This is a genomic window from Curtobacterium sp. SORGH_AS_0776 (assembly GCF_031453355.1).
Lineage (GTDB): Bacteria > Actinomycetota > Actinomycetes > Actinomycetales > Microbacteriaceae > Curtobacterium.
The window spans coordinates 1,759,573-1,777,996 of the sequence record NZ_JAVIYU010000001.1 but is presented as its reverse complement, the minus strand read 5'-3'; the positions used below and the strand labels follow the sequence as shown (position 1 = coordinate 1,777,996).

The window sequence follows — 18,424 nt, the reverse complement described above, 5'->3', positions numbered from 1 at the left end:
TACCCAGCGGTGGCTAGCGGGGCGTCACGATGTAGGTCGCGGTCACGCCGTCGCTGCCGTCGGAGAAGGTGAGGACCACGCGGTAGCCGTCGCTCCGGAACATCCCGAAGGCGCTGGACGAGTCCGCGCGCTTCGCCGACTCGGTGAACCCGGCGTCGGTGAGCTGCTGCGCGGCGGCCTGGAAGTCGTCGACCGAAGCGGCACGGACCTGTGCCACCCACCCGGATCCGTTCGGGCCGCTCCCGCCGCCGAGCACCGTGCCGTCGACGAGCGGGACGTCCTTCGTCGGGAAGCCGTCGGGGACCTTGCCGTCCGAGGTCACGTTCGCGCCCTTGAGCGCGGTGTCGAGTGCGCCGTCGATGCCGCCGGCGACCGAGGCCATGCCGTCCTGGACGGCCTTGCCGTCGATGCCCTGCACGCCCTCGGCGACGCTCGACGCGACCGACGAGCCGAGGTCGGTGGCCTGCTTCACGGCGTGGGACGAGCAGCCGGCCAGTCCGGCGAGGGCGATGCCGGCTGCGACGGCAGCGATCAGGGTGCGGGTCGGGGTGCGCATGCCCAGCACCCTAGGGGGCGAGACGGGAGGCGCGGCGTGAGTCCCCTGGGAACGTCACGTGCGTGGCGGGGTCGCACCGCGCCTCCTGGCTCGGTCCTGCGGGACCGCCCGCGTCAGGCGACGTACGCGCGCGTCGCCGCCACGAGGGCGTCGACGCCCACCGGGATCGCCGTCTCGGCCTGCGGCGCGTAGAAGGGCGAGTGGTTGCTCGGGATGTCCTCGCCGCGACGGAACAGCTCCGGGTCGGTGATGCCGGTGAACCAGTACACGAGCGGCGCCCCCGCCGCGGTGGCGAGCTGGCCGACGTCCTCGGACGCCATCGCCAGGCCGATCTCGAGGTCTCGGGCCCCGGGGACCTCGGCGCGGATCGCGTCGAGCACGGTCTGGGCGGCCTCGGCGTCGTTCACGGTGACCTCCGCACCCGGCGACCGCACGATCGTCGGCTCGGGGAGCCCACCGGCCTCGCTCTCGGCGCGGACGATGCGCTCGATCGAGGCGATGATCCGCTCGCGGGTCTCCTCGTTGCGGGCCCGCGTCGAGATCTCGATGACGGCCTGGTCGGGGATGATGTTCGCGCGGGTGCCGGCGTGGAAGCTCCCGACCGTGACGACCCCGGCGTCGCTCGGCGAGACCTCGCGCGAGACCACGGTCTGCAGGCGGACGACGGCCGACGCGGCGGTGACGACCGGGTCGAGCGAGGCCTGCGGGGCGGAACCGTGCGCCCCGCGGCCGTTGAACGTGACCGTCAGCCGGTCGCTCGACGCCATCACGGGGCCGCTGCCGACCGCGACGATGCCGACCGGCGCCGGCGCGGAGTGCTGTCCGAGGACCACGTCGGGCTCCGGGAAGCGCTCGACGAGCCCGTCCTCGACCATCGCCCGGGCACCGGAGATGACCTCTTCCGCCGGCTGGAAGACACCGACGACCGTGCCGTGCCAGTCACCCGTGGTGGCGGCGAGGCGCTCGAGGGTCCCGAGCAGCCACGTCACGTGGATGTCGTGGCCGCAGGCGTGCATCGTCGGGACGTCGTTGCCGTCCTCGTCCGTGCCGTGGTGCTCGCTGGCGTAGGGCAGGCCGGTGCGCTCCTGGACCGGCAGCCCGTCCATGTCGGCGCGGAGCCAGACGACGGGCCCCTCGCCGTTCGACAGGACGCCGACGACACCGGTGCCGCCGACGCCCGTGGTGACCTCGATCCCGCCGATCTCCGCGAGCCGGTCGGCGACGATGCCCGCCGTGCGGTGCTCCTGGAAGCCGAGCTCGGGGTGGGCGTGGAGGTCCTGGTACAGCGAGAGGAGGTCGAGAGTCACGCGCACCACGGTACATCCGACGACGGCCCGGCCACCTCGAACGAGGTGACCGGGCCGTCGGAGGGAGGCCGTGCCTCCTGGATGACTGCTTACGCGTCCTGACGCTTCAGGCGGGCGTACGCACGCTGGCGGGCCTGCGCGTCGAGCTCGACCTTGCGGATGCGCACGGCGTCGGGGGTGACCTCGACGCACTCGTCCTCACGCGCGAACTCGAGGCACTCCTCGAGCGACAGCTGGCGCGACGGCGTCATCGACTCGAAGGTGTCGGCGTTCGCCGAACGCATGTTCGTGAGCTTCTTCTCCTTCGTGATGTTGACGTCCATGTCGTCGGCGCGCGAGTTCTCGCCGATGACCATGCCCTCGTAGACCTCTTCGGTGGGGTTGACGAAGAACGTCATCCGCTCCTGGAGGTTCGTGATGGCGAACGGCGTGACGACACCGGAGCGGTCGGACACGATCGACCCGTTGATGCGGGTCTGGATCGGGCCGGCCCACTCGTCGTAGCCGTGCGAGATCGCGTTGGCGATGCCGGTGCCGCGGGTCTCGGTGAGGAACGACGTGCGGAAGCCGATCAGGCCGCGCGACGGGACGATGAACTCCATGCGCACCCAGCCGGTGCCGTGGTTCGTCATGTTCTCCATGCGGCCCTTGCGAGCGGCCATGAGCTGCGTGATCGCGCCGAGGTACTCCTCCGGCGTGTCGATCGTCATGTGCTCGTAGGGCTCCTGGAGCTTGCCGTTCTCGTCACGCTTGGTGACGACCTGCGGCTTGCCGACCGTGAGCTCGAAGCCCTCACGACGCATCTGCTCGACGAGGATGGCCAGCGCGAGCTCGCCGCGGCCCTGGACCTCCCACGCGTCGGGGCGACCGATGTCGAGGACCTTGAGCGAGACGTTGCCGATGAGCTCGCGGTCGAGGCGCTCCTTGACCATGCGTGCGGTGAGCTTGTGGCCCTTGACCTTGCCGACGAGCGGGCTGGTGTTCGTGCCGATCGTCATCGAGATCGCCGGGTCGTCGACCGTGATGGTCGGCAGCGGACGGACGTCCTCGGGGTCGGTCAGGGTCTCACCGATGGTGATCGTGTCGAAGCCGGCGACGGCGACGATGTCACCGGGGCCCGCCGACTCGGCCGGGTAGCGCTCGAGCGCCTTGGTGACGAGCAGCTCGGTGATGCGGGCGTTGACGACGCTGCCGTCGTGCTTGACCCACGCGACCGTCTGGCCCTTCTTCATGGTGCCGTGGAAGATGCGCAGGAGCGCGAGGCGACCGAGGAACGGCGACGCGTCGAGGTTCGTGACGTGCGCCTGCAGCGGGTGCTCGTCGTCGTACTTCGGGGCGGGGACGTGCTGGAGGATCGCCTCGAACAGGGGCTCGAGGTCGTCGTTGTCCGGCAGCGAGCCGTCGGCCGGCTTGTTGCGGCTGGCGGCACCCGCACGACCCGAGGCGTAGACCACGGGGACGTCGAGGATGGCGTCGAGGTCGAGGTCGTCGACCTCGTCCGACAGGTCGGAGGCGAGCCCGAGCAGGAGGTCCTGCGACTCGGACACGACCTCGTCGATGCGGGAGTCCGGGCGGTCCGTCTTGTTGACGAGCAGGATCACCGGGAGCTTCGCGGCGAGCGCCTTGCGGAGCACGAAGCGGGTCTGGGGCAGCGGACCCTCTGATGCGTCGACGAGGAGCACGACGCCGTCGACCATGGAGAGGCCGCGCTCGACCTCACCACCGAAGTCGGCGTGACCCGGGGTGTCGATGACGTTGATCGTGATGGGGCCGTCCGCGCCGAACTCGGTCGCGTGCTTGCCGTTGTAGAGCACCGACGTGTTCTTCGCGAGGATCGTGATGCCCTTCTCGCGCTCGAGGTCGTTCGAGTCCATCATGCGGTCTTCGCCCTCGAAGTGGGCGTCGAACGAGTTGGTCTGCGTGAGCATCGCGTCGACGAGGGTGGTCTTGCCGTGGTCGACGTGTGCCACGATGGCGACGTTGCGCAGGTCGGACCGGGTGGCGAGCGCCATACAGGACATCCTTTGGTGTTCGGAAGAAGATCGGGCGGCCGACTGTGGCGCTCGCGCCGCGGTGGCACTGCCCGGAGGTGGGCAGAACGCCCGACACGCCAGTCTACCGGTAGTTCGCAACCGAGAGGAGTACCCCCGATGAGCCGTCGGCGAACGTGGATCGAGATCACGATCGTGCTGATGCTCTCGCTCGGCGGCAGCGCGCTGTACTCGGTGCTCCAGATCATCGACGACCTGTCGCAGACGACGCCGCTCGGGCAGCAGTCCACGGCGCTCAACACCTCGACCACGACCGTGCAGTACGTCGACCTCGCCCGGCAGCTCGTGGGCATCGCGGTCGACCTCGCGCCGGTCGCGCTCGTCTGCTTCCTGCTCTGGAGTACCACCCGCCCGCACCTCGGTCGACTCGGCATCGACCGGTTCCGCGTGCGGCCCGACCTCGGTGGCGCAGCGCTCATCGCCCTCGGCATCGGGATCCCCGGGCTCGCGCTGTACTTCACCGGGCGGGCGCTCGGGTTCACCGTGAACGTGAACCCGGCGGCGCTCGACTCGTACTGGTGGACGATCCCCGTGCTGCTGCTCTCGGCGATCCGCTCCGGGCTGCAGGAGGAGGTGATCGTCGTCGGGTACCTCTACGAACGGCTGGGCGGCCTCGGGTGGGGGCGCTGGCAGGTCATCTTGTCCACCGCGATCCTGCGCGGGAGCTACCACCTCTACCAGGGGTTCGGCGCCTTCGTCGGGAACGCCGTGATGGGCATCGTGTTCGGCTGGATCTACACGAGGTGGGGCCGGCTCCTCCCCCTCGTCATCACGCACTGCCTGCTCGACGCCGCGGTGTTCGTCGGGTACCCGTGGGTCGCGCACGCGTTCCCGCAGCTCTTCCGCTGACGCTCGTCGCCCGCGGCACGGCCGGCGACCTGCCCCGGGGCGCCCGCCGCCCCGGCCGCGCGGCATCCCCCCCCCCCCGTTCGGGCGTCGGCGATGCGGCGGACCCGTCCGACCCCGGCCCGGCGGACCCACAGCGAACCCACAGCGCGGCGCCGCACCGGACCCTGGTCCCGCACCTACCGTGGCCGGATGAGCATCCCCGAGGTCGGCGATCCCGCACCCGGATTCACCCTGCCCGGCATGATCGTGCGCGACGGCACCCGCACCGACGACGAGTACGCCCTGTCGGCCGAGATCGGCCGGACGCTCGTGCTCGCCTTCTACCCGGGCGACGCCACCCCGGTCTGCACGGCACAGCTCTGCAGCTACCAAGAGGAGCTCGACGACTTCGGCGACCTCGGCGCCGTGGTGTGGGGCGTCAGCCCGCAGGCGCTCGACTCGCACGAGGCGTTCGCCCGCGGGTCCTCGCTCACCTTCCCCCTGCTGAGCGACACCGCCGGGGACGTCATCCGCGCGTACGGCGTGCAGGCGCCGGGGATCGGGCTTCGGCGGTCCGTGTTCGTGATCGGGCCGGACGGCGTGGTCCGCTGGCGGCACGTGGGGCTCGTCGGGCTCCGGTTCCCCAAGGCGGATGCGATCCGGGCGCAGATCGAGCTCCTCGTGGCGTGACACGGCGTGTCGGTCCCCCGAAAATGCGACGGTCTGGGGTATTGACACCCGAACGGGGGCCGAGGACGATTGACGCCACGAGAGGTCCACACAGGATCTGCCTCCCCGGGGAATCGGGTCGTCCGGAGATACGCGCTGGTGTGTCACACCCGCTCCCCGGGCGTTCCCGGGGAGGCATCTCGTAACCTCTTCGGCGTGACCACGATCCTCGCCCCCGGCATGCGCCTGCTCGCCGTCGTCCTGTGGGTCGCGGCCGCCGCGCTCGTCCCCCTCGCCCTCCTGAGCGGCGGCACCGCCTGGCTCGCCCCGGTCCCGAGCATCTGCATCGCCTTCATCGCGTGGGCGGTCCTCTGGCGCCCGCGCTTCGAGCTGACCGACGAGCACCTCCGCATCGTCGACGTCCGCCGCACCAGCACCTACACCTGGCGCCGCGTCACCGAGGTCCGCACCAAGTACGGCATCGAGATCGTCACGAGCGAGGGCGTCCGCCGCACGTGGCTCGCCACCCGCAGGTCGGCCCGGCTCGCCGCCGTGGTCGACGGTCGTCCAGGAGGCGCGGATCGCCTCGACGTCGACGCTGCGGCCGAGCGCATCCGGGCGTTCGTGCCCGAGCCGCCCGCGCAGGACGGCCCGCCGCCGGCGACCGTGACGGCTGCGCCGATCACGCACCGTGTGCACGGGTGGACGATCCTCGCGATCGTGGTCCTCGCGTTCGTCGCGACCCTGGCGGCCGCGCAGCTCTGACCGCCGCGGAGCCCCCGACGACGAACGACATCCCCGACGTCGTGCGACGTCGGGGATGTCGTTTCCGTTCTCCAGCGGTGCGGACTACTTCTTGTAGCCCACGTCCTGCCACTTCACGGAGGACTGCTGGAACTGCGCCGGACCGTAGTTCACGAGGTCCTTGCGCACGCCCCAGGCGTAGGGCTCCGGGAACAGCGGGATCGTGCCCGCGACCTTGACGATCTTCTTGTCGATCGCGTCCGCGTCCTCGATGCGCTTGTCGGCGTCGAGTTCGGCGTTCGCCTTGTCCCAGGCGGCACCGAGCGAGTCGTCGGTCACGCCCGTGTAGTTCTGCCCCGCGTCGGCCGGGTAGTAGATCGACTTCAGCGACGACACCGGGAACGGCGTGCCCTGCCAGGCGAAGTACGTGGCGTCGAAGTCACGGCCGTCGGTGGTGACGTACTTCGTGAAGAAGTCGTCGGTCGGGACGGTGTCGATGGTCACCTTGAAGCCGGCGAGCTTCGTCTGCTGCTGCACGAGCTGCGCGACGTTCGCCGAGTTCTGGTTGTCCGACGGGATGACGAAACGGACGTCGAGCGTCTTGCCGCCCTTGGTCGCGTAGCCGTCCGAGCCGATCGTGTAGCCGGCGTCCTCGAGCTTCTTCTTCGCCTTGTCGGTGCTGTAGCCGTAGACCGAGGAGACGTTGTCCTGGTAGCCCTTCTGGCCGGGCAGGTAGACGAGGTTGTTGAGGACCTGCACCGGGCTCTTCACCGGCGAGAGGATCGCCTGCGCGACCACCTGACGGTTGATCGCCTGGGCGAACGCCTGGCGGACCTCCTGGTCCTTGAAGACGTCCGACGTGCCGTTCAGGGTGATCTGACGCTGGGTCGTGCCGAGCGAGCGCTCGATCTTCGAGTCCGAGCGGCTGTTCGCGGTCTTGAAGTTGTCCGCGCTGCCGTTCAGGTTGAAGGCGTCGAACTCCTTGTTCGCGTAGGCCTGGGCGACACCGTCGCGGGACACGGTCTTGAAGACGATCGTGTCGAGCTTCGGCGCGTCACCCCACCACTTCGAGTTCTTCTCGAAGGTCACGACGCCGCCGTTGGCGTCGAAGGTCTTGAGGATGTACGGGCCGGCGGAGACGTACGTCTTGCCGTCCGCGGCGAACGGACCCTTCGCCCACGAGTTGTTGAAGCGGTCGGGGGTGTCCACGGCCCAGTAGGGGTAGATCGCGGTGAAGACGCTCGGCCAGTCGGCGTTCGTCTTCGAGAACGTCACGATGACGTCGCGCTCGTCCGAACCCTGCTTGACGGAGTCGACGTCTTCCCAGACGTTGGTGGCGAGCGGGGCGAAGGCCTTGTTCGTGCCGTTCAGCGCCTTCCAGTTCGCCTCGACGTCCTTCTCGGTGATCGGGGTGCCGTCGGACCAGACCGCCTTGGGGTTGATCTTGATCTCGACGGTCTGGGGCGAGTCCTTCGTCAGCTCGATCGAGTCGACGTAGTCCTTGTTCGCCTCCCACTCGCCGTTGGCCTTGAACTGGATGAACCCGGGCAGGTAGGTGCCCGCGATCGTGTTGTCGTCGACCGTCCCGGAGTCGAGGTTCGACAGCTGCCAGTTCGCCGGTGCGGAGTCGATCGGCAGGGTGAGCGAGCCGCCGTCCTTGATCGTGTCGCGGTCGGCGACCGTCCAACCCGTCGACTTCAGCGACGACGTGGCGACGGCCGAGCTGCTCTGTCCGGCGGACCCGCCGCCGGAGCAGCCCGCGAGCACGAGTGCCGCGGCGGCTGCTGTGGCGAGCACGGCCGTCGTCTTGATCCTCATTCGCATGGCGAGGATTCCCTTTCGTTGTGGTTCGCGCCGGAGCGCCGGGACGCGACGGCCCCCGCCGCCACGCCTGTTGGTTGAGAACCCTAGTCACATCCGAAGGTCGCACAAGGGCTGCTGTACCGAATCGAAACATGCTCGTAACGAATGTTGCATAGCGTCAACAGGGATCACCCACCCCGGCTCGGAAGCGGCTAGCCTGTCGCCACCGAACAACGCCGTCCGGACGGACGGCCGCACCCCACTGAGGTCCCAGTACATGCTTGCTTTCCTCGCGAAGCGGATCGTCAACTACGTGATCCTGACGATCGTCGCGACGACGCTCGGCTACATCCTCGCCAGCGCGACGCTCAACCCGACGTCCCGGTACCTCGGCAAGAACCCGCCGGTCCCGCAGAGTTCGATCGACGCCGCGCTCCAGAAGCTCGGCGCCGACCCGAACACCCCGCTCCTGGTCCGCACGTGGAACTGGTGGGTGAACCTGGTCACGCACGGCTCGCTCGGCATCAGCGCCCGCGGCACCGAGGTGACGGCCGACATCATCGCCCGCTCCGGCACGAGCCTGCGGCTCCTGGTGATCGGCACCCTGCTCGGTGCGATCCTCGGCGTCCTGCTCGGTGTCTGGAACGCCGTCAAGCAGTACAAGACGTCCGACCAGGTGTCGACCTACCTGTCGTTCGCGGTGCTCGCGACGCCTCCGTTCGTCATCGCGGTGGTGCTGATGATCCTCGCGACGACCCTGAACGGGGCGGTCGGGACGCAGCTGATCTCGTTCACCGGCGAGTACACCCCGGGGGTGACCGGGTTCTTCCCGGTGCTCGGCGACCGGCTGGTGCACCTGCTCTTACCGACGATCTCGCTGACGGTCGGCGCCGTCGCCTCGTACTCGCGCTACCAGCGCTCGGCGATGCTCGACGTGCTGTCGAACGACTTCATCCGGACGGCACGCTCGAAGGGTCGGACGCGTGGATCGGCCATCATGCGCCACGGTGTCCGCGTCGCCCTCATCCCGATGTCGACGTTCTTCGCGTACTCGTTCGGCCTCATCCTGACCGGTGCGAGCATCACCGAACTGGTCTTCAGCTGGCACGGCATGGGCGAGTACTTCGTCCAGAGCATCAGCAACAACGACATCAACGCGGCAGCGGGCACGATCCTCTTCACGGCGATCCTCGTGCTCATCGCAGGCACCCTCGCGGACCTGCTCTACGCCGCGCTCGACCCGCGAGTGAGGGTGTGACCCGTGTCTGTTCTCGACCCCACGACCACGACCACCGCCGGCGATCCCGGTGACGGCAACGCCGGGCAGCCGGCGCACGTCGTCGAGGTGAAGGGTGGCCGCACCCCGCTCTGGCGCAAGGTGCTCGGCACCTGGCGTGCCCGCATCGGTGGCGGCGCGCTCCTCCTCATCCTGCTCTGGGCCTTCGTCGGTCCGTACCTGTACCACTGGAACGCCGTCGACTCCGACGGGCTCGCCTTCGGCATGCCGCCGAGCGCCTCGCACTGGTTCGGCACGAACGACATCGGCCAGGACATCTACGCCCAGACCCTGGTGGGCCTGCAGAAGTCCTTGCTCATCGGGCTCATCGCCGGTCCCGCCGCGACCCTCATCGCGGGCATCGTCGGTGCGATCGCCGGGTACTTCGGCGGGTTCGTCGACCGGGCGCTCGTGTGGGGCATCGACCTGCTCCTGGTCATCCCGTCGTTCTACGCGCTCGTGCTCCTCAGCCCGCTGTTCAAGAACCTCAGCTGGCTCGCGCTCATCGTCGGCCTGGCGATCTTCGGGTGGATGATCATGGCCCGCGTGATCCGCGGACAGACGATGTCCCTCCGGGAGCGCGACTACGTCAAGGCCGCACGGTTCATGGGCGTCCCGTCGTTCACGATCATCCGGCGGCACATCCTGCCGAACGTGGCCTCGCTGCTCATCATCGACGCCACGCTCGGCGTCGGCGCGATGATCCTCTCCGAGAGCGCCCTGAGCTTCTTCGGCTTCGGCATCCAGGTGCCGGACGTGTCGCTCGGCACCCTGCTCGCCGCCGGCAGCCAGTCCGCGGTCACCCGACCGTGGCTGTTCGTCCTCCCGGCTGCGACGCTCGTCGCCACGGTCCTCTCCACCAGCCTGCTCGGCGACGCCCTGCGCGACGCCATCGACCCCACCTCGGGAGCCAACCGTGACTGAGCCGCTGCTCACCGTCTCCGATCTCGCCGTCACGTTCAACCCGGGCTCCAAGCCCGTGTACGCCGTGCGCGGTGTGGACTACTCCGTCAACCAGGGCGAGTTCCTCGGCATCGTCGGCGAGTCCGGATCGGGCAAGTCGGTGTCCTCGATGGCCGTGATGGGTCTGCTGCCGTCGTCGGCCAAGGTCGAGGGCAGCATCCGGTTCGACGGCCGCGAGCTGCTCGGCCTGAACGACCGCGAGATGTCGAAGCTCCGTGGCGGCGACATCGCGATGGTCTTCCAGGACCCGCTCTCCGCCCTGACGCCCGTGTACACGATCGGCCAGCAGATCGTCGAGGGGCTGCGGCTGCACGACCGGAACCTCACCGCGCACGCCGCCCGGGCCCGTGCCGAGGAACTCCTCCGCGTCGTCGGCATCCCGAACCCCTCGCGGCGGCTCGACGCCTTCCCGCACGAGTTCTCCGGCGGCATGCGGCAGCGCGCCATGATCGCGATCGCCATCGCCAACGACCCGAAGCTGATCATCGCCGACGAACCGACCACGGCGCTCGACGTGACGATCCAGGCACAGATCCTCGACGTCCTGCAGACCGCCAAGGACATGACCGGTGCCGCCGTCGTCCTCATCACGCACGACCTCGGCGTCGTCGCGGGCAACGCGGACCGGGTCGCCGTGATGTACGCCGGCCGGATCGTCGAGACGGCACCGGTCGAACCCCTCTTCCGCGAGCCGGTCATGCCGTACACGATCGGTCTGCTCCGCTCGATGCCGAACATGGCCTCGGCACGCTCGGAGCGCCTCGTCCCGCTCGACGGCCGCCCGCCGCTGCTCACCCAGAAGCCGACCGGCTGCCCGTTCGCCGACCGCTGCCCCGCGGTCCTCGACGCCTGCCGTGAGGGCGAACCGGCCCTGATCGCCCCGTCGGTGGCACCGAGCGACGACAACCCGGTCCTGACCGGTGCGACGCCGACCATCACGAACGGCGCCTTCGACGAGGAGCACACCGCCGCGTGCATCCGCCGCGACGAGATCGCCGCCGGCACGCTCGCCCGCTCCGAGATCTTCCCGCGCCCCGAGGACGTCCCCGAGTCCGAGATCGACCACGGCGACGACGTGGTCCTGCAGCTCGACGACGTCGTGAAGACCTTCCCGCTGACGAAGGGCGCCCTGTTCCGCCGGCGCATCGGCGAGGTGCACGCGGTCGACGGGATCTCGCTCACGCTGAAGCGCGGACAGGTCCTCGGGCTCGTCGGCGAGTCCGGCTGCGGCAAGACCACGACGATCATGGAGATCCTCGAGCTCGCCGGCGCGCAGCAGGGCACCATCACGGTCAACGGCGTCGACACCGGCACCCTGTCGAAGTCCGACCGCCGTGCGCTCCGGAGCGACATCCAGGTCGTCTTCCAGGACCCGATGGCCTCCATCGACCCCCGACTCGACATCGGCTCCGTCATCGGCGAGCCGCTCACGGTGCAGGGCGTGCCGAAGGACGAGATCCGCCGACGCGTGCGGGACTCGCTCGAGCTCGTCGGTCTCGAGCCGAGCTACATCGACCGGTACCCCCACGAGTTCTCCGGCGGCCAGCGGCAGCGCATCGGCATCGCCCGCGCGCTCATCGTCGAGCCGAAGATCCTCGTGCTCGACGAGCCGGTGTCGGCGCTGGACGTGTCCGTGCAGGCCGGTGTCATCAACCTGCTCGAGGACCTCAAGCACCGCCTGGGCCTGTCCTACCTGTTCGTCGCGCACGACCTCTCGGTCGTCCGGCACATCGCCGACGACGTCGCGGTCATGTACCTCGGCCGGATCGTCGAGTACGGCGACGGCGACCGCGTGTTCGACGACCCGCAGCACCCCTACACCAGGGCCCTGCTGTCCGCGGTCCCGGTGCCGGACCCGTTCGCCGAGGCCGCCCGCGGACGCATCCTGCTCGACGGCGACCTCCCCTCCCCCACGGAACGGATCGACGGGTGCCGGTTCCGCACCCGTTGCCCGCTGTACCAGCTCCTCGACGAGGACCGGCAGCAGCAGTGCCGTTCGGTGGACCCGCGCCTGCAGGACGTGCACGGACGCGGCGTGGCCTGCATCCAGACCGACCAGAACCACCTGCTCACCGAGCGGGTGTCGGCGACGGTGTGACCGACTGACGTTCCGTGTGAGGGACGGGAGGCGCGGTGCCAGCTGGCACCGCGCCTCCCGTCCGTCCTGTCGGGACGTCTCAGACGACGATCGCGACGACGCAGAGGGCGAACACGGCGATGCCGGACGCGACGGCCGGCACGTCCCAGCCCCGGACGACGGGGGCGTCGGGCGTGCGCCCGTGTCGTTCCGACCAGCGGTCGCGGACCGCGACGAACTCGTCCGGCTGCCGCAGCACGCGGGGCTCCCCGCGTCGGGTCGGCTTCGGCCGCGGCAGCGACGGACCACCCCAGCAGGTGAGCCGGCGGCCGTCGGCGAGGTCGAGCACGATCTGCCAGCGCATCCGGACGTCCTCGACGGCGCCCCACGGGACCGTCGTGGACCGGAGCGGGTTCACCACCGTGATCGCTTCGTCGGTGATCCGCACGTGCGGGCGGAAGGTGAGCACCCAGAGCACCCAGACGAGCGCGGCGAGGGGACCGACGGCGTGCAGGACGACGTCCCAGCTCCCCCGCACCGCGGCGTCGCCGAGCATGAACAGCGCCAGGAACGCGACGAGGCCGGACGCGACCGCGCCTCCGCGGCCTGCGCGGAGGACGACGGTGCGTCCGGCCTCGTTCGTGTCCAGCGGGATCAGCGTCCGAACTCGAACCCGGCGCCGGGGATGGCGTCCAGCAGGTCCTTCGTGTACTGCTCGCGCGGGTTGGCGAAGACCTCGTCGGTGGTCGCCTTCTCGACGATCTGTCCCTTGCGCATGACGCAGACGTTGTCCGCCACGAGGCGGACGACGGCCAGGTCGTGCGTGATGAACAGGTAGGTCAGGCCCAGCTCGGACTGCAGCTCGGTGAGCAGGTCGAGGATCTGGCCCTGCACGAGCACGTCGAGCGCGGAGACCGCCTCGTCGAGCACGATGACCTCGGGCTTGAGCGCGAGGGCCCGCGCCACGGCGATGCGCTGCCGCTGCCCGCCCGAGAGCTCGTTCGGGTAGCGGTTCACCATCGACTTCGGCAGCGCGACCTGGTCGAGCAGTTCGAGCACGCGGGCCCGGCGGGACGCCTTGTCGCCCACCTTGTGCGTGTGCAGCGGCTCGGCGATCGTGTTCCCGACGTTGTACATCGGGTCCAGCGAGCCGTACGGGTCCTGGAAGACCGGCTGCACGCGGCGACGGAAGTCGAAGAGGTCCTTGCCCTTCAGCGCGCCGATGTCGATGCCGTCGAACTGCACCGTGCCGCTCGTGATGGCCTCGAGCTGCAGGACGAGTTTCGCGACGGTCGACTTGCCCGAACCGGACTCGCCGACGAGCGCCGTGGTGGTGCCCTTCGGGATCGAGAACGACACGTCGTCGACGGCCTTCAGCTCGCGGGAGGCGAGGTTCTTGCCACGCAGCTTGTAGACCTTCTCGAGGTTCTTCACCACGATGAGGTCCTTCGCCGGCGCCTGCTCGCGCTCCTGGGCGCGGGCGAGGAGCTCGGCGTCGTCGCTGCCGACGTCCGCGATGTCGACACGCTGGTGCTGCACCTTGGACTGGATGCGACGGCTCGCGAGCGACGGTGCCGCCGCGACGAGGCGCTGCGTGTACGGGTGCCGCGGGTTCGCCAGGATCTCCTTCGAGGGCCCTGCCTCGACGACCTGGCCCTTGTACATCACGACGAGCTTCTCGGCGCGCTCGGCAGCGAGGCCGAGGTCGTGCGTGATGAACAGGACGGACGTGCCGAAGTCGCGGGTGAGGGTCTCGAGGTGATCGAGGATCACGCGCTGCACGGTGACGTCGAGCGCACTCGTCGGCTCGTCGGCGATGAGCAGCTTCGGGCGGCTCGACAGACCGATGCCGATGAGCACGCGCTGCCGCATGCCGCCGGAGAACTCGTGCGGGTACTGCTTCAGGCGCGTCGAGGCGTCGCCGAGGCCGGCCTCCTGCAGCACCTCGACCGCACGGGCACGGATGGCGTGCTTGCCGGTCGCGATGCCGTTGGCCTTGATGGCCTCTTCGACCTGGAACCCGATCGACCACAGCGGGTTGAGGTTCGACATGGGGTCCTGGGGGACGTAGCCGATCTCCTTCCCGCGGATCTCCGACATCTCCTTGTCGGTCAGGCCGACGAGCTCGCGCCCGTTGAACTTGATCGACCCGCCGGTGACCTGGCCGGTCCCGGGCAGGAGCTTGATGATCGACTGGGCGCTCGTCGACTTGCCGGAGCCGGACTCACCGACGATCGCGAGCCGTTCGCCCTGCTCGAGGGTGAAGCTCGCACCGCGGACCGCCCGGACGAATCCGTTCTGGGTCTTGAAGCCGACCTCGAGGTCGGTGATCTCGAGCAGCGGCGCGCCGGTGCCGCCGGTGCGGCTGGCGTTCGGCTGGGTCAGAGTCTCGCTCATCGGCGGGCCCTCGCCTTCGGGTCGAGTGCGTCGCGGACCACGTCACCGAGGAGGAGGAACGAGAGCACGGTGATGGACAGTGCGGCCGACGGCCAGAAGATCGTCGAGGGCGCGGTGCGGATCGACGCCTGCGCGTTGCCGATGTCCTGCCCCCAGCTGAGCGCCGAGTCGGGCAGACCGATGCCGAGGAAGGACAGCGTCGCCTCGGCCACGATGAACGTGCCGAGCGACACCGTCGCCACGACGATGACCGGCGCGAGCGAGTTCGGCACCACGTGCCGGACCAGCGTCGTGAACCGGCTCACGCCGAGCGCCGCCGAGGCGGTGACGTAGTCGGACTGCTTCGCGCTGAGCACCGCGCCGCGCATGATGCGGGCGATCTGCGGCCAGGCGAACGCCGCGAGGACGAGCGACACCGTCAGGGCGTTGCGCGCCGGGAGCACCGACATGATCACGATCGCGCCGAGGACGGTCGGGATCGAGAAGAAGATGTCGCCGATGCGGGACACGATGGTGTCGAGCCAGCCGCCGAAGAACCCGGCGAGGGCGCCGATCACGATCCCGACGATCGACACCAGGACCGTCGCGACGACACCGACGATGAGCGAGTTGCGCGTGCCCCAGATGGTTCGGGCGTACACGTCGTTGCCCTGACGGTTGAAGCCGAGGATGTGGCCGGGCTCCGACCCCTCGTTGCTCTTCGCCAGGTTCGCTGCACGCGGGTCGACGTGGGCGAAGAGGCCCGGGAAGAGCGCCACGAGGATGATCAGCAGGATGAGGACGGAGGACACCCAGAACATCGGGCGGACCCGCATCGCGTCCCAGGCGTCGCTCCAGGTCGAACGGGTCTTCTCGTCCTCGTTGACCTGGTCGATCGCCTGGAGCGGGGTCTCCTCGATCGGGGCGACGTAGTGGGTCGCCGAGCGGGGTTCGGTGTTACTTGGCATAGCGGATCCTCGGGTCCAGGACGGCGTAGAGCAGGTCGACCAGGAGGTTGGCGAGCATGAAGATGATGACCATCACGGCGACGAACGACACGACGGTCGGACCCTCGCCGAGCTTGACGGCCTGGAACACCGTGCCACCCACGCCGTGGATGTTGAAGATGCCCTCGGTGACGACCGCGCCGACCATCAGGTTGCCGATGTCGACACCCAGGTAAGTCACCACGGGGATGAGCGAGTTGCGGAAGATGTGCACGCCCACGACCCGACGCCGCGGGAGGCCCTTGGCCGTCGCGGTCCGCACGAAGTCGGCCGACATGTTCTCGGCGACGCTCGCACGGGTGAGCCGGACGATGTAGGCGAACGACACCGTCGCCAGCACGATCGCGGGGAGCACGAGCTCGGACCACGGCGCCTCGCTCGACACCGTCACCCGGAAGAGCCCGAGGTTGATGCCGAAGACGTACTGCAGCAGGAAGCCCACCACGAACGTCGGGACCGAGATGAGCAGGAGGCTCACGACCAGCGCGGTCGCGTCGAAGAGCTTGCCCTTCCGGAGACCGGCGATGACACCGACGACGATGCCGGCGATCGACTCGAAGACGAGCGACAGGATCGCAAGGCGCGCCGTGATCGGGAACGCCTGCGCGAGCTGCGAGCTCACGGGCAGCCCCGAGTAGGTCAGCCCGAGGTCACCGCGGAACACCCCGCCGATCCAGAGGAAGTACTGGACCAGGAACGGCTTGTCGAGGTTGTACTGCTGGCGGAGCTGTTCGATCACCTGCGGCGACGGTTGCCGGTCGCCGAACAGTGCGGCGATCGGGTCGCCCGGCAGGGAGAACACCATGAAGTAGATGAGGAACGTGGCCCCGAAGAACACGGGGATGAGTTGCAGGAGGCGCTTGCCGAGGTACCAGGCCATCAGATCGCTGCCTGGTCCGGGACGCGCATGTCGTTCAGGTTCATGTCGTGAGTGGTGGACGATCCGCGGGTCGGCACGGGGGTCCGGTGCGGGCGGCGGCGCCCGCGGTGGTGGGGGAAGGTGTTGCCGCCGTGGTACGGGGGTTCGAGGGCCTGGTGGGCCCCCGAACCCCCGTCCGGTGGTCGCGGAGCAGGATACCCGTCCGCGATGTGTCTCACGAGGAGACTGGTGTTACTTCTTGACCTCGACGTCGTAGTACAGCGGCACCGAGTTCCAGCCGAACTTGACGTTCGACACGTTGTCCGCGTTCCAGACACCGGTCACGTTGGAGTACCACAGCGGGATCTCCGGCAGGTCCTTGAAGAGGAGTTCCTGCGCCTGGTCGAAGTACTTGTTGCCCTCTTCGACGGTGGCGGCGGAACGACCCTTCTGGAGCAGGTCGTTGTACTCGGTCGAGTCGTAGCGCGAGTAGTTGCTCGACGACCCGTCACCCATGGTCGGGCCGAGGAAGTTGTACAGCGACGGGTAGTCGGCCTGCCAGCCGGTCCGGCTCGCACCGGTCAGCTTGTTGTCCGTCTGGACCGCGAGGGCCTCGGCGAACGTCGGGTAGGCCTTGCCCTCCGCCTTGATGCCGAGCGTGCTCGAGATCGAGTTGGTGACCGCGGTGACCCAGGCCTGGTGGCCGCCGTCAGCGTTGTAGGCGACGGTCAGGGTGTCGTTGTAGGGCGAGATCTTGTCGGCCTCGGCCCACAGCTCCTTGGCCTTCGACTTGTTGTACTCGAGGACGTCGGAGCCCTCGAGGTCGTCGTTCCAGCCAGCGATCACCGGGGAGGTGAAGTCCTTGGCCGGGGTGCGCGTGCCGTCGAAGATCTTGTCGGTGATCTGCTTGCGGTTGATCGACAGCGAGATCGCCTCGCGACGGAGCTTGCCCTCTTCACCCTTCCAGTGGTCGAGGTAGTAGGGCAGGTAGATCGCCTGGAAGATCGCGGCGGCCTGGTTGACGTTCGAGTCCGGGAAGTCGGACTTGTAGTTCGCGAAGGCGCTGTCCGGCACGGCGTCGAGGACGTCGAGGTTGCCGCCCTGGGCGTCGGAGTACGCGGTGTCCTGCGAGGTGTAGAACGTGATCGTCAGACCACCGTTCTTCGGCTTGCGCTTGCCCTCGTAGTCCTTGTTGGTGACGAGCTTGATCGACTGGTTGTGCGTCCACGCACCCTTGCCGTCGAGCTTGTACGGGCCGTTGCCGATCGGGTTCTCACCGAAGGCCTTGGTGTCCTTGTAGAACTCCGAGGGCAGCGGCACGAACGCCGAGTAGCCGAGGGACAGCGGGAAGTCCGACTGCGCCGACTTGAGGGTGACGGTGAACTCGTCGTCGCTCTTGACCTTGAGTCCGGTGAGGTCCGAGTCCTTCGTGGCGTCGTAGCCCTCGATGTTCTCGAAGAAGTAGCTCGCACTCTGCTTGTTCGAGTACTTCGCGGCCCAGTCCCACGCCTTGGTGAACGACTCGGCCGTGACCTTCTCGCCGTTGGTGAAGGTGTAGTTGGTGTTGAGCTTGATGTCGAACGTCTTCGAGTCGCTCGTGTCGATGCTCTTCGCGACCTCGTTCACCGGCTTGCCCTTGGCGTCGTACGACACCAGGCCTTCGAAGATCGAGTCGATGATCTTGCCGCCGCCGACCTCGGTGGTGTTCGAGGGGATGAGCGGGTTCTGGGGCTCGTTGCCGTTGGTGGTGACGATGCCGGACGCGTTCGTCGAGCCCGACTTGTCACCTCCGCTGCTGCTGTTGCTCGAGCAGCCGGCCAGGGCGATTGCTGTGGCCCCGACCACGGCGAGGGCTGCGAGCCCAGCGCGCTTCTTGATCAAGATTCCTCCTGGTGCATGGGACGCGGC

At 68.9% G+C, this 18,424-nt stretch carries 15 protein-coding genes; 6 read left to right on the top strand and 9 right to left on the bottom strand.

Annotated elements, in window-relative coordinates:
* Positions 1 to 13: 13 nt before the first annotated feature.
* The 3 genes from QE359_RS08980 to typA all read right to left on the bottom strand — a co-directional run bounded on the left by QE359_RS08980 (position 14) and on the right by typA (position 3,875).
* Positions 14 to 556, bottom strand: coding sequence for a hypothetical protein (locus tag QE359_RS08980; protein WP_309778904.1), 543 nt, complete (start codon positions 554 to 556; stop codon positions 14 to 16).
* Positions 557 to 669: 113 nt separating this feature from the next.
* Entirely contained in the window at positions 670 to 1,863 is a 1,194-nt protein-coding gene (locus QE359_RS08975) for an amidohydrolase (RefSeq protein WP_309778903.1), read from the bottom strand.
* An 89-nt stretch (positions 1,864 to 1,952) separates the two neighbouring features.
* The gene (gene typA, locus QE359_RS08970; protein WP_070416707.1) at positions 1,953 to 3,875 is read right to left on the bottom strand and encodes a translational GTPase TypA; all 1,923 of its coding nucleotides are present in this window, start codon (positions 3,873 to 3,875) and stop codon (positions 1,953 to 1,955) included.
* A gap of 138 nt (positions 3,876 to 4,013) precedes the next feature.
* On the opposite strand from typA, the gene QE359_RS08965 reads away from it, so the two are divergent.
* The 3 genes from QE359_RS08965 (at position 4,014) to QE359_RS08955 (ending at position 6,176) form a co-directional block, all read left to right on the top strand.
* Positions 4,014 to 4,763, top strand: a complete 750-nt coding sequence (locus QE359_RS08965; RefSeq protein WP_309778902.1) for a CPBP family intramembrane glutamic endopeptidase — start codon at positions 4,014 to 4,016, stop codon at positions 4,761 to 4,763.
* A gap of 189 nt (positions 4,764 to 4,952) precedes the next feature.
* Positions 4,953 to 5,432, top strand: coding sequence for a peroxiredoxin (locus tag QE359_RS08960; protein ID WP_070416709.1), 480 nt, complete (start codon positions 4,953 to 4,955; stop codon positions 5,430 to 5,432).
* 195 nt (positions 5,433 to 5,627) lie between these two features.
* Entirely contained in the window at positions 5,628 to 6,176 is a 549-nt protein-coding gene (locus tag QE359_RS08955) for a hypothetical protein (RefSeq protein WP_070416710.1), read from the top strand.
* A gap of 84 nt (positions 6,177 to 6,260) precedes the next feature.
* On the opposite strand, the gene QE359_RS08950 is transcribed toward QE359_RS08955, so the two are convergent.
* Entirely contained in the window at positions 6,261 to 7,973 is a 1,713-nt protein-coding gene (locus QE359_RS08950; RefSeq protein WP_309778901.1) for an ABC transporter family substrate-binding protein, read from the bottom strand.
* A gap of 262 nt (positions 7,974 to 8,235) precedes the next feature.
* Here QE359_RS08950 and QE359_RS08945 point away from each other — a divergent pair, with 262 nt between their 5' ends.
* The 3 genes from QE359_RS08945 to QE359_RS08935 are packed head-to-tail and all read left to right on the top strand — an operon-like array spanning position 8,236 to position 12,295.
* The gene (locus tag QE359_RS08945) at positions 8,236 to 9,216 is read left to right on the top strand and encodes an ABC transporter permease (protein ID WP_309778900.1); all 981 of its coding nucleotides are present in this window, start codon (positions 8,236 to 8,238) and stop codon (positions 9,214 to 9,216) included.
* A gap of 3 nt (positions 9,217 to 9,219) precedes the next feature.
* Positions 9,220 to 10,158, top strand: coding sequence for an ABC transporter permease (locus QE359_RS08940; RefSeq protein ID WP_083295025.1), 939 nt, complete (start codon positions 9,220 to 9,222; stop codon positions 10,156 to 10,158).
* Positions 10,151 to 12,295 carry a dipeptide ABC transporter ATP-binding protein gene (locus tag QE359_RS08935; protein ID WP_309778899.1) on the top strand — a complete coding sequence of 715 codons (2,145 nt, stop codon included), beginning with the start codon at positions 10,151 to 10,153 and terminating at the stop codon, positions 12,293 to 12,295. Before QE359_RS08940 ends, QE359_RS08935 begins: the two co-directional genes overlap by 8 nt.
* Positions 12,296 to 12,374: 79 nt before the next feature.
* Here QE359_RS08935 and QE359_RS08930 read toward each other — a convergent pair whose 3' ends face one another.
* The 5 genes from QE359_RS08930 to QE359_RS08910 all read right to left on the bottom strand — a co-directional run bounded on the left by QE359_RS08930 (position 12,375) and on the right by QE359_RS08910 (position 18,397).
* The gene (locus tag QE359_RS08930) at positions 12,375 to 12,830 is read right to left on the bottom strand and encodes a PH domain-containing protein (protein ID WP_309778898.1); all 456 of its coding nucleotides are present in this window, start codon (positions 12,828 to 12,830) and stop codon (positions 12,375 to 12,377) included.
* Positions 12,831 to 12,928: 98 nt separating this feature from the next.
* Positions 12,929 to 14,671: an ABC transporter ATP-binding protein gene (locus tag QE359_RS08925; RefSeq protein ID WP_309778897.1), complete on the bottom strand. Its 1,743-nt coding sequence runs from the start codon at positions 14,669 to 14,671 to the stop codon at positions 12,929 to 12,931.
* Positions 14,668 to 15,618, bottom strand: coding sequence for an ABC transporter permease (locus QE359_RS08920; RefSeq protein ID WP_309778896.1), 951 nt, complete (start codon positions 15,616 to 15,618; stop codon positions 14,668 to 14,670). Before QE359_RS08920 ends, QE359_RS08925 begins: the two co-directional genes overlap by 4 nt.
* Positions 15,608 to 16,537 (bottom strand): ABC transporter permease, encoded by a 930-nt coding sequence (locus QE359_RS08915; protein ID WP_309778895.1) that lies wholly within the window; start codon positions 16,535 to 16,537, stop codon positions 15,608 to 15,610. The genes QE359_RS08920 and QE359_RS08915 overlap by 11 nt, the downstream gene beginning before the upstream one ends.
* Before the next feature lie 231 nt (positions 16,538 to 16,768).
* Complete coding sequence (locus QE359_RS08910; protein ID WP_309778894.1) at positions 16,769 to 18,397, bottom strand: ABC transporter substrate-binding protein; 1,629 nt, start codon at positions 18,395 to 18,397, stop codon at positions 16,769 to 16,771.
* Positions 18,398 to 18,424: the final 27 nt, after the last annotated feature.

What these genes read in the sequence shown, in the direction of transcription:
- QE359_RS08945 (WP_309778900.1), top strand. Translation starts at nt 8,236, where the DNA reads ATGCTTGCTTTCCTCGCGAAGCGGATCGTCAACTACGTGATCCTGACG.
- QE359_RS08980 (WP_309778904.1), bottom strand. Translation starts at nt 556, where the DNA reads ATGCGCACCCCGACCCGCACCCTGATCGCTGCCGTCGCAGCCGGCATC.
- QE359_RS08965 (WP_309778902.1), top strand. Translation starts at nt 4,014, where the DNA reads ATGAGCCGTCGGCGAACGTGGATCGAGATCACGATCGTGCTGATGCTC.
- QE359_RS08930 (WP_309778898.1), bottom strand. Translation starts at nt 12,830, where the DNA reads ATGCTCGGCGACGCCGCGGTGCGGGGGAGCTGGGACGTCGTCCTGCAC.
- QE359_RS08920 (WP_309778896.1), bottom strand. Translation starts at nt 15,618, where the DNA reads ATGCCAAGTAACACCGAACCCCGCTCGGCGACCCACTACGTCGCCCCG.
- QE359_RS08915 (WP_309778895.1), bottom strand. Translation starts at nt 16,537, where the DNA reads ATGGCCTGGTACCTCGGCAAGCGCCTCCTGCAACTCATCCCCGTGTTC.
- QE359_RS08960 (WP_070416709.1), top strand. Translation starts at nt 4,953, where the DNA reads ATGAGCATCCCCGAGGTCGGCGATCCCGCACCCGGATTCACCCTGCCC.
- QE359_RS08925 (WP_309778897.1), bottom strand. Translation starts at nt 14,671, where the DNA reads ATGAGCGAGACTCTGACCCAGCCGAACGCCAGCCGCACCGGCGGCACC.
- QE359_RS08950 (WP_309778901.1), bottom strand. Translation starts at nt 7,973, where the DNA reads ATGAGGATCAAGACGACGGCCGTGCTCGCCACAGCAGCCGCCGCGGCA.
- typA (WP_070416707.1), bottom strand. Translation starts at nt 3,875, where the DNA reads ATGGCGCTCGCCACCCGGTCCGACCTGCGCAACGTCGCCATCGTGGCA.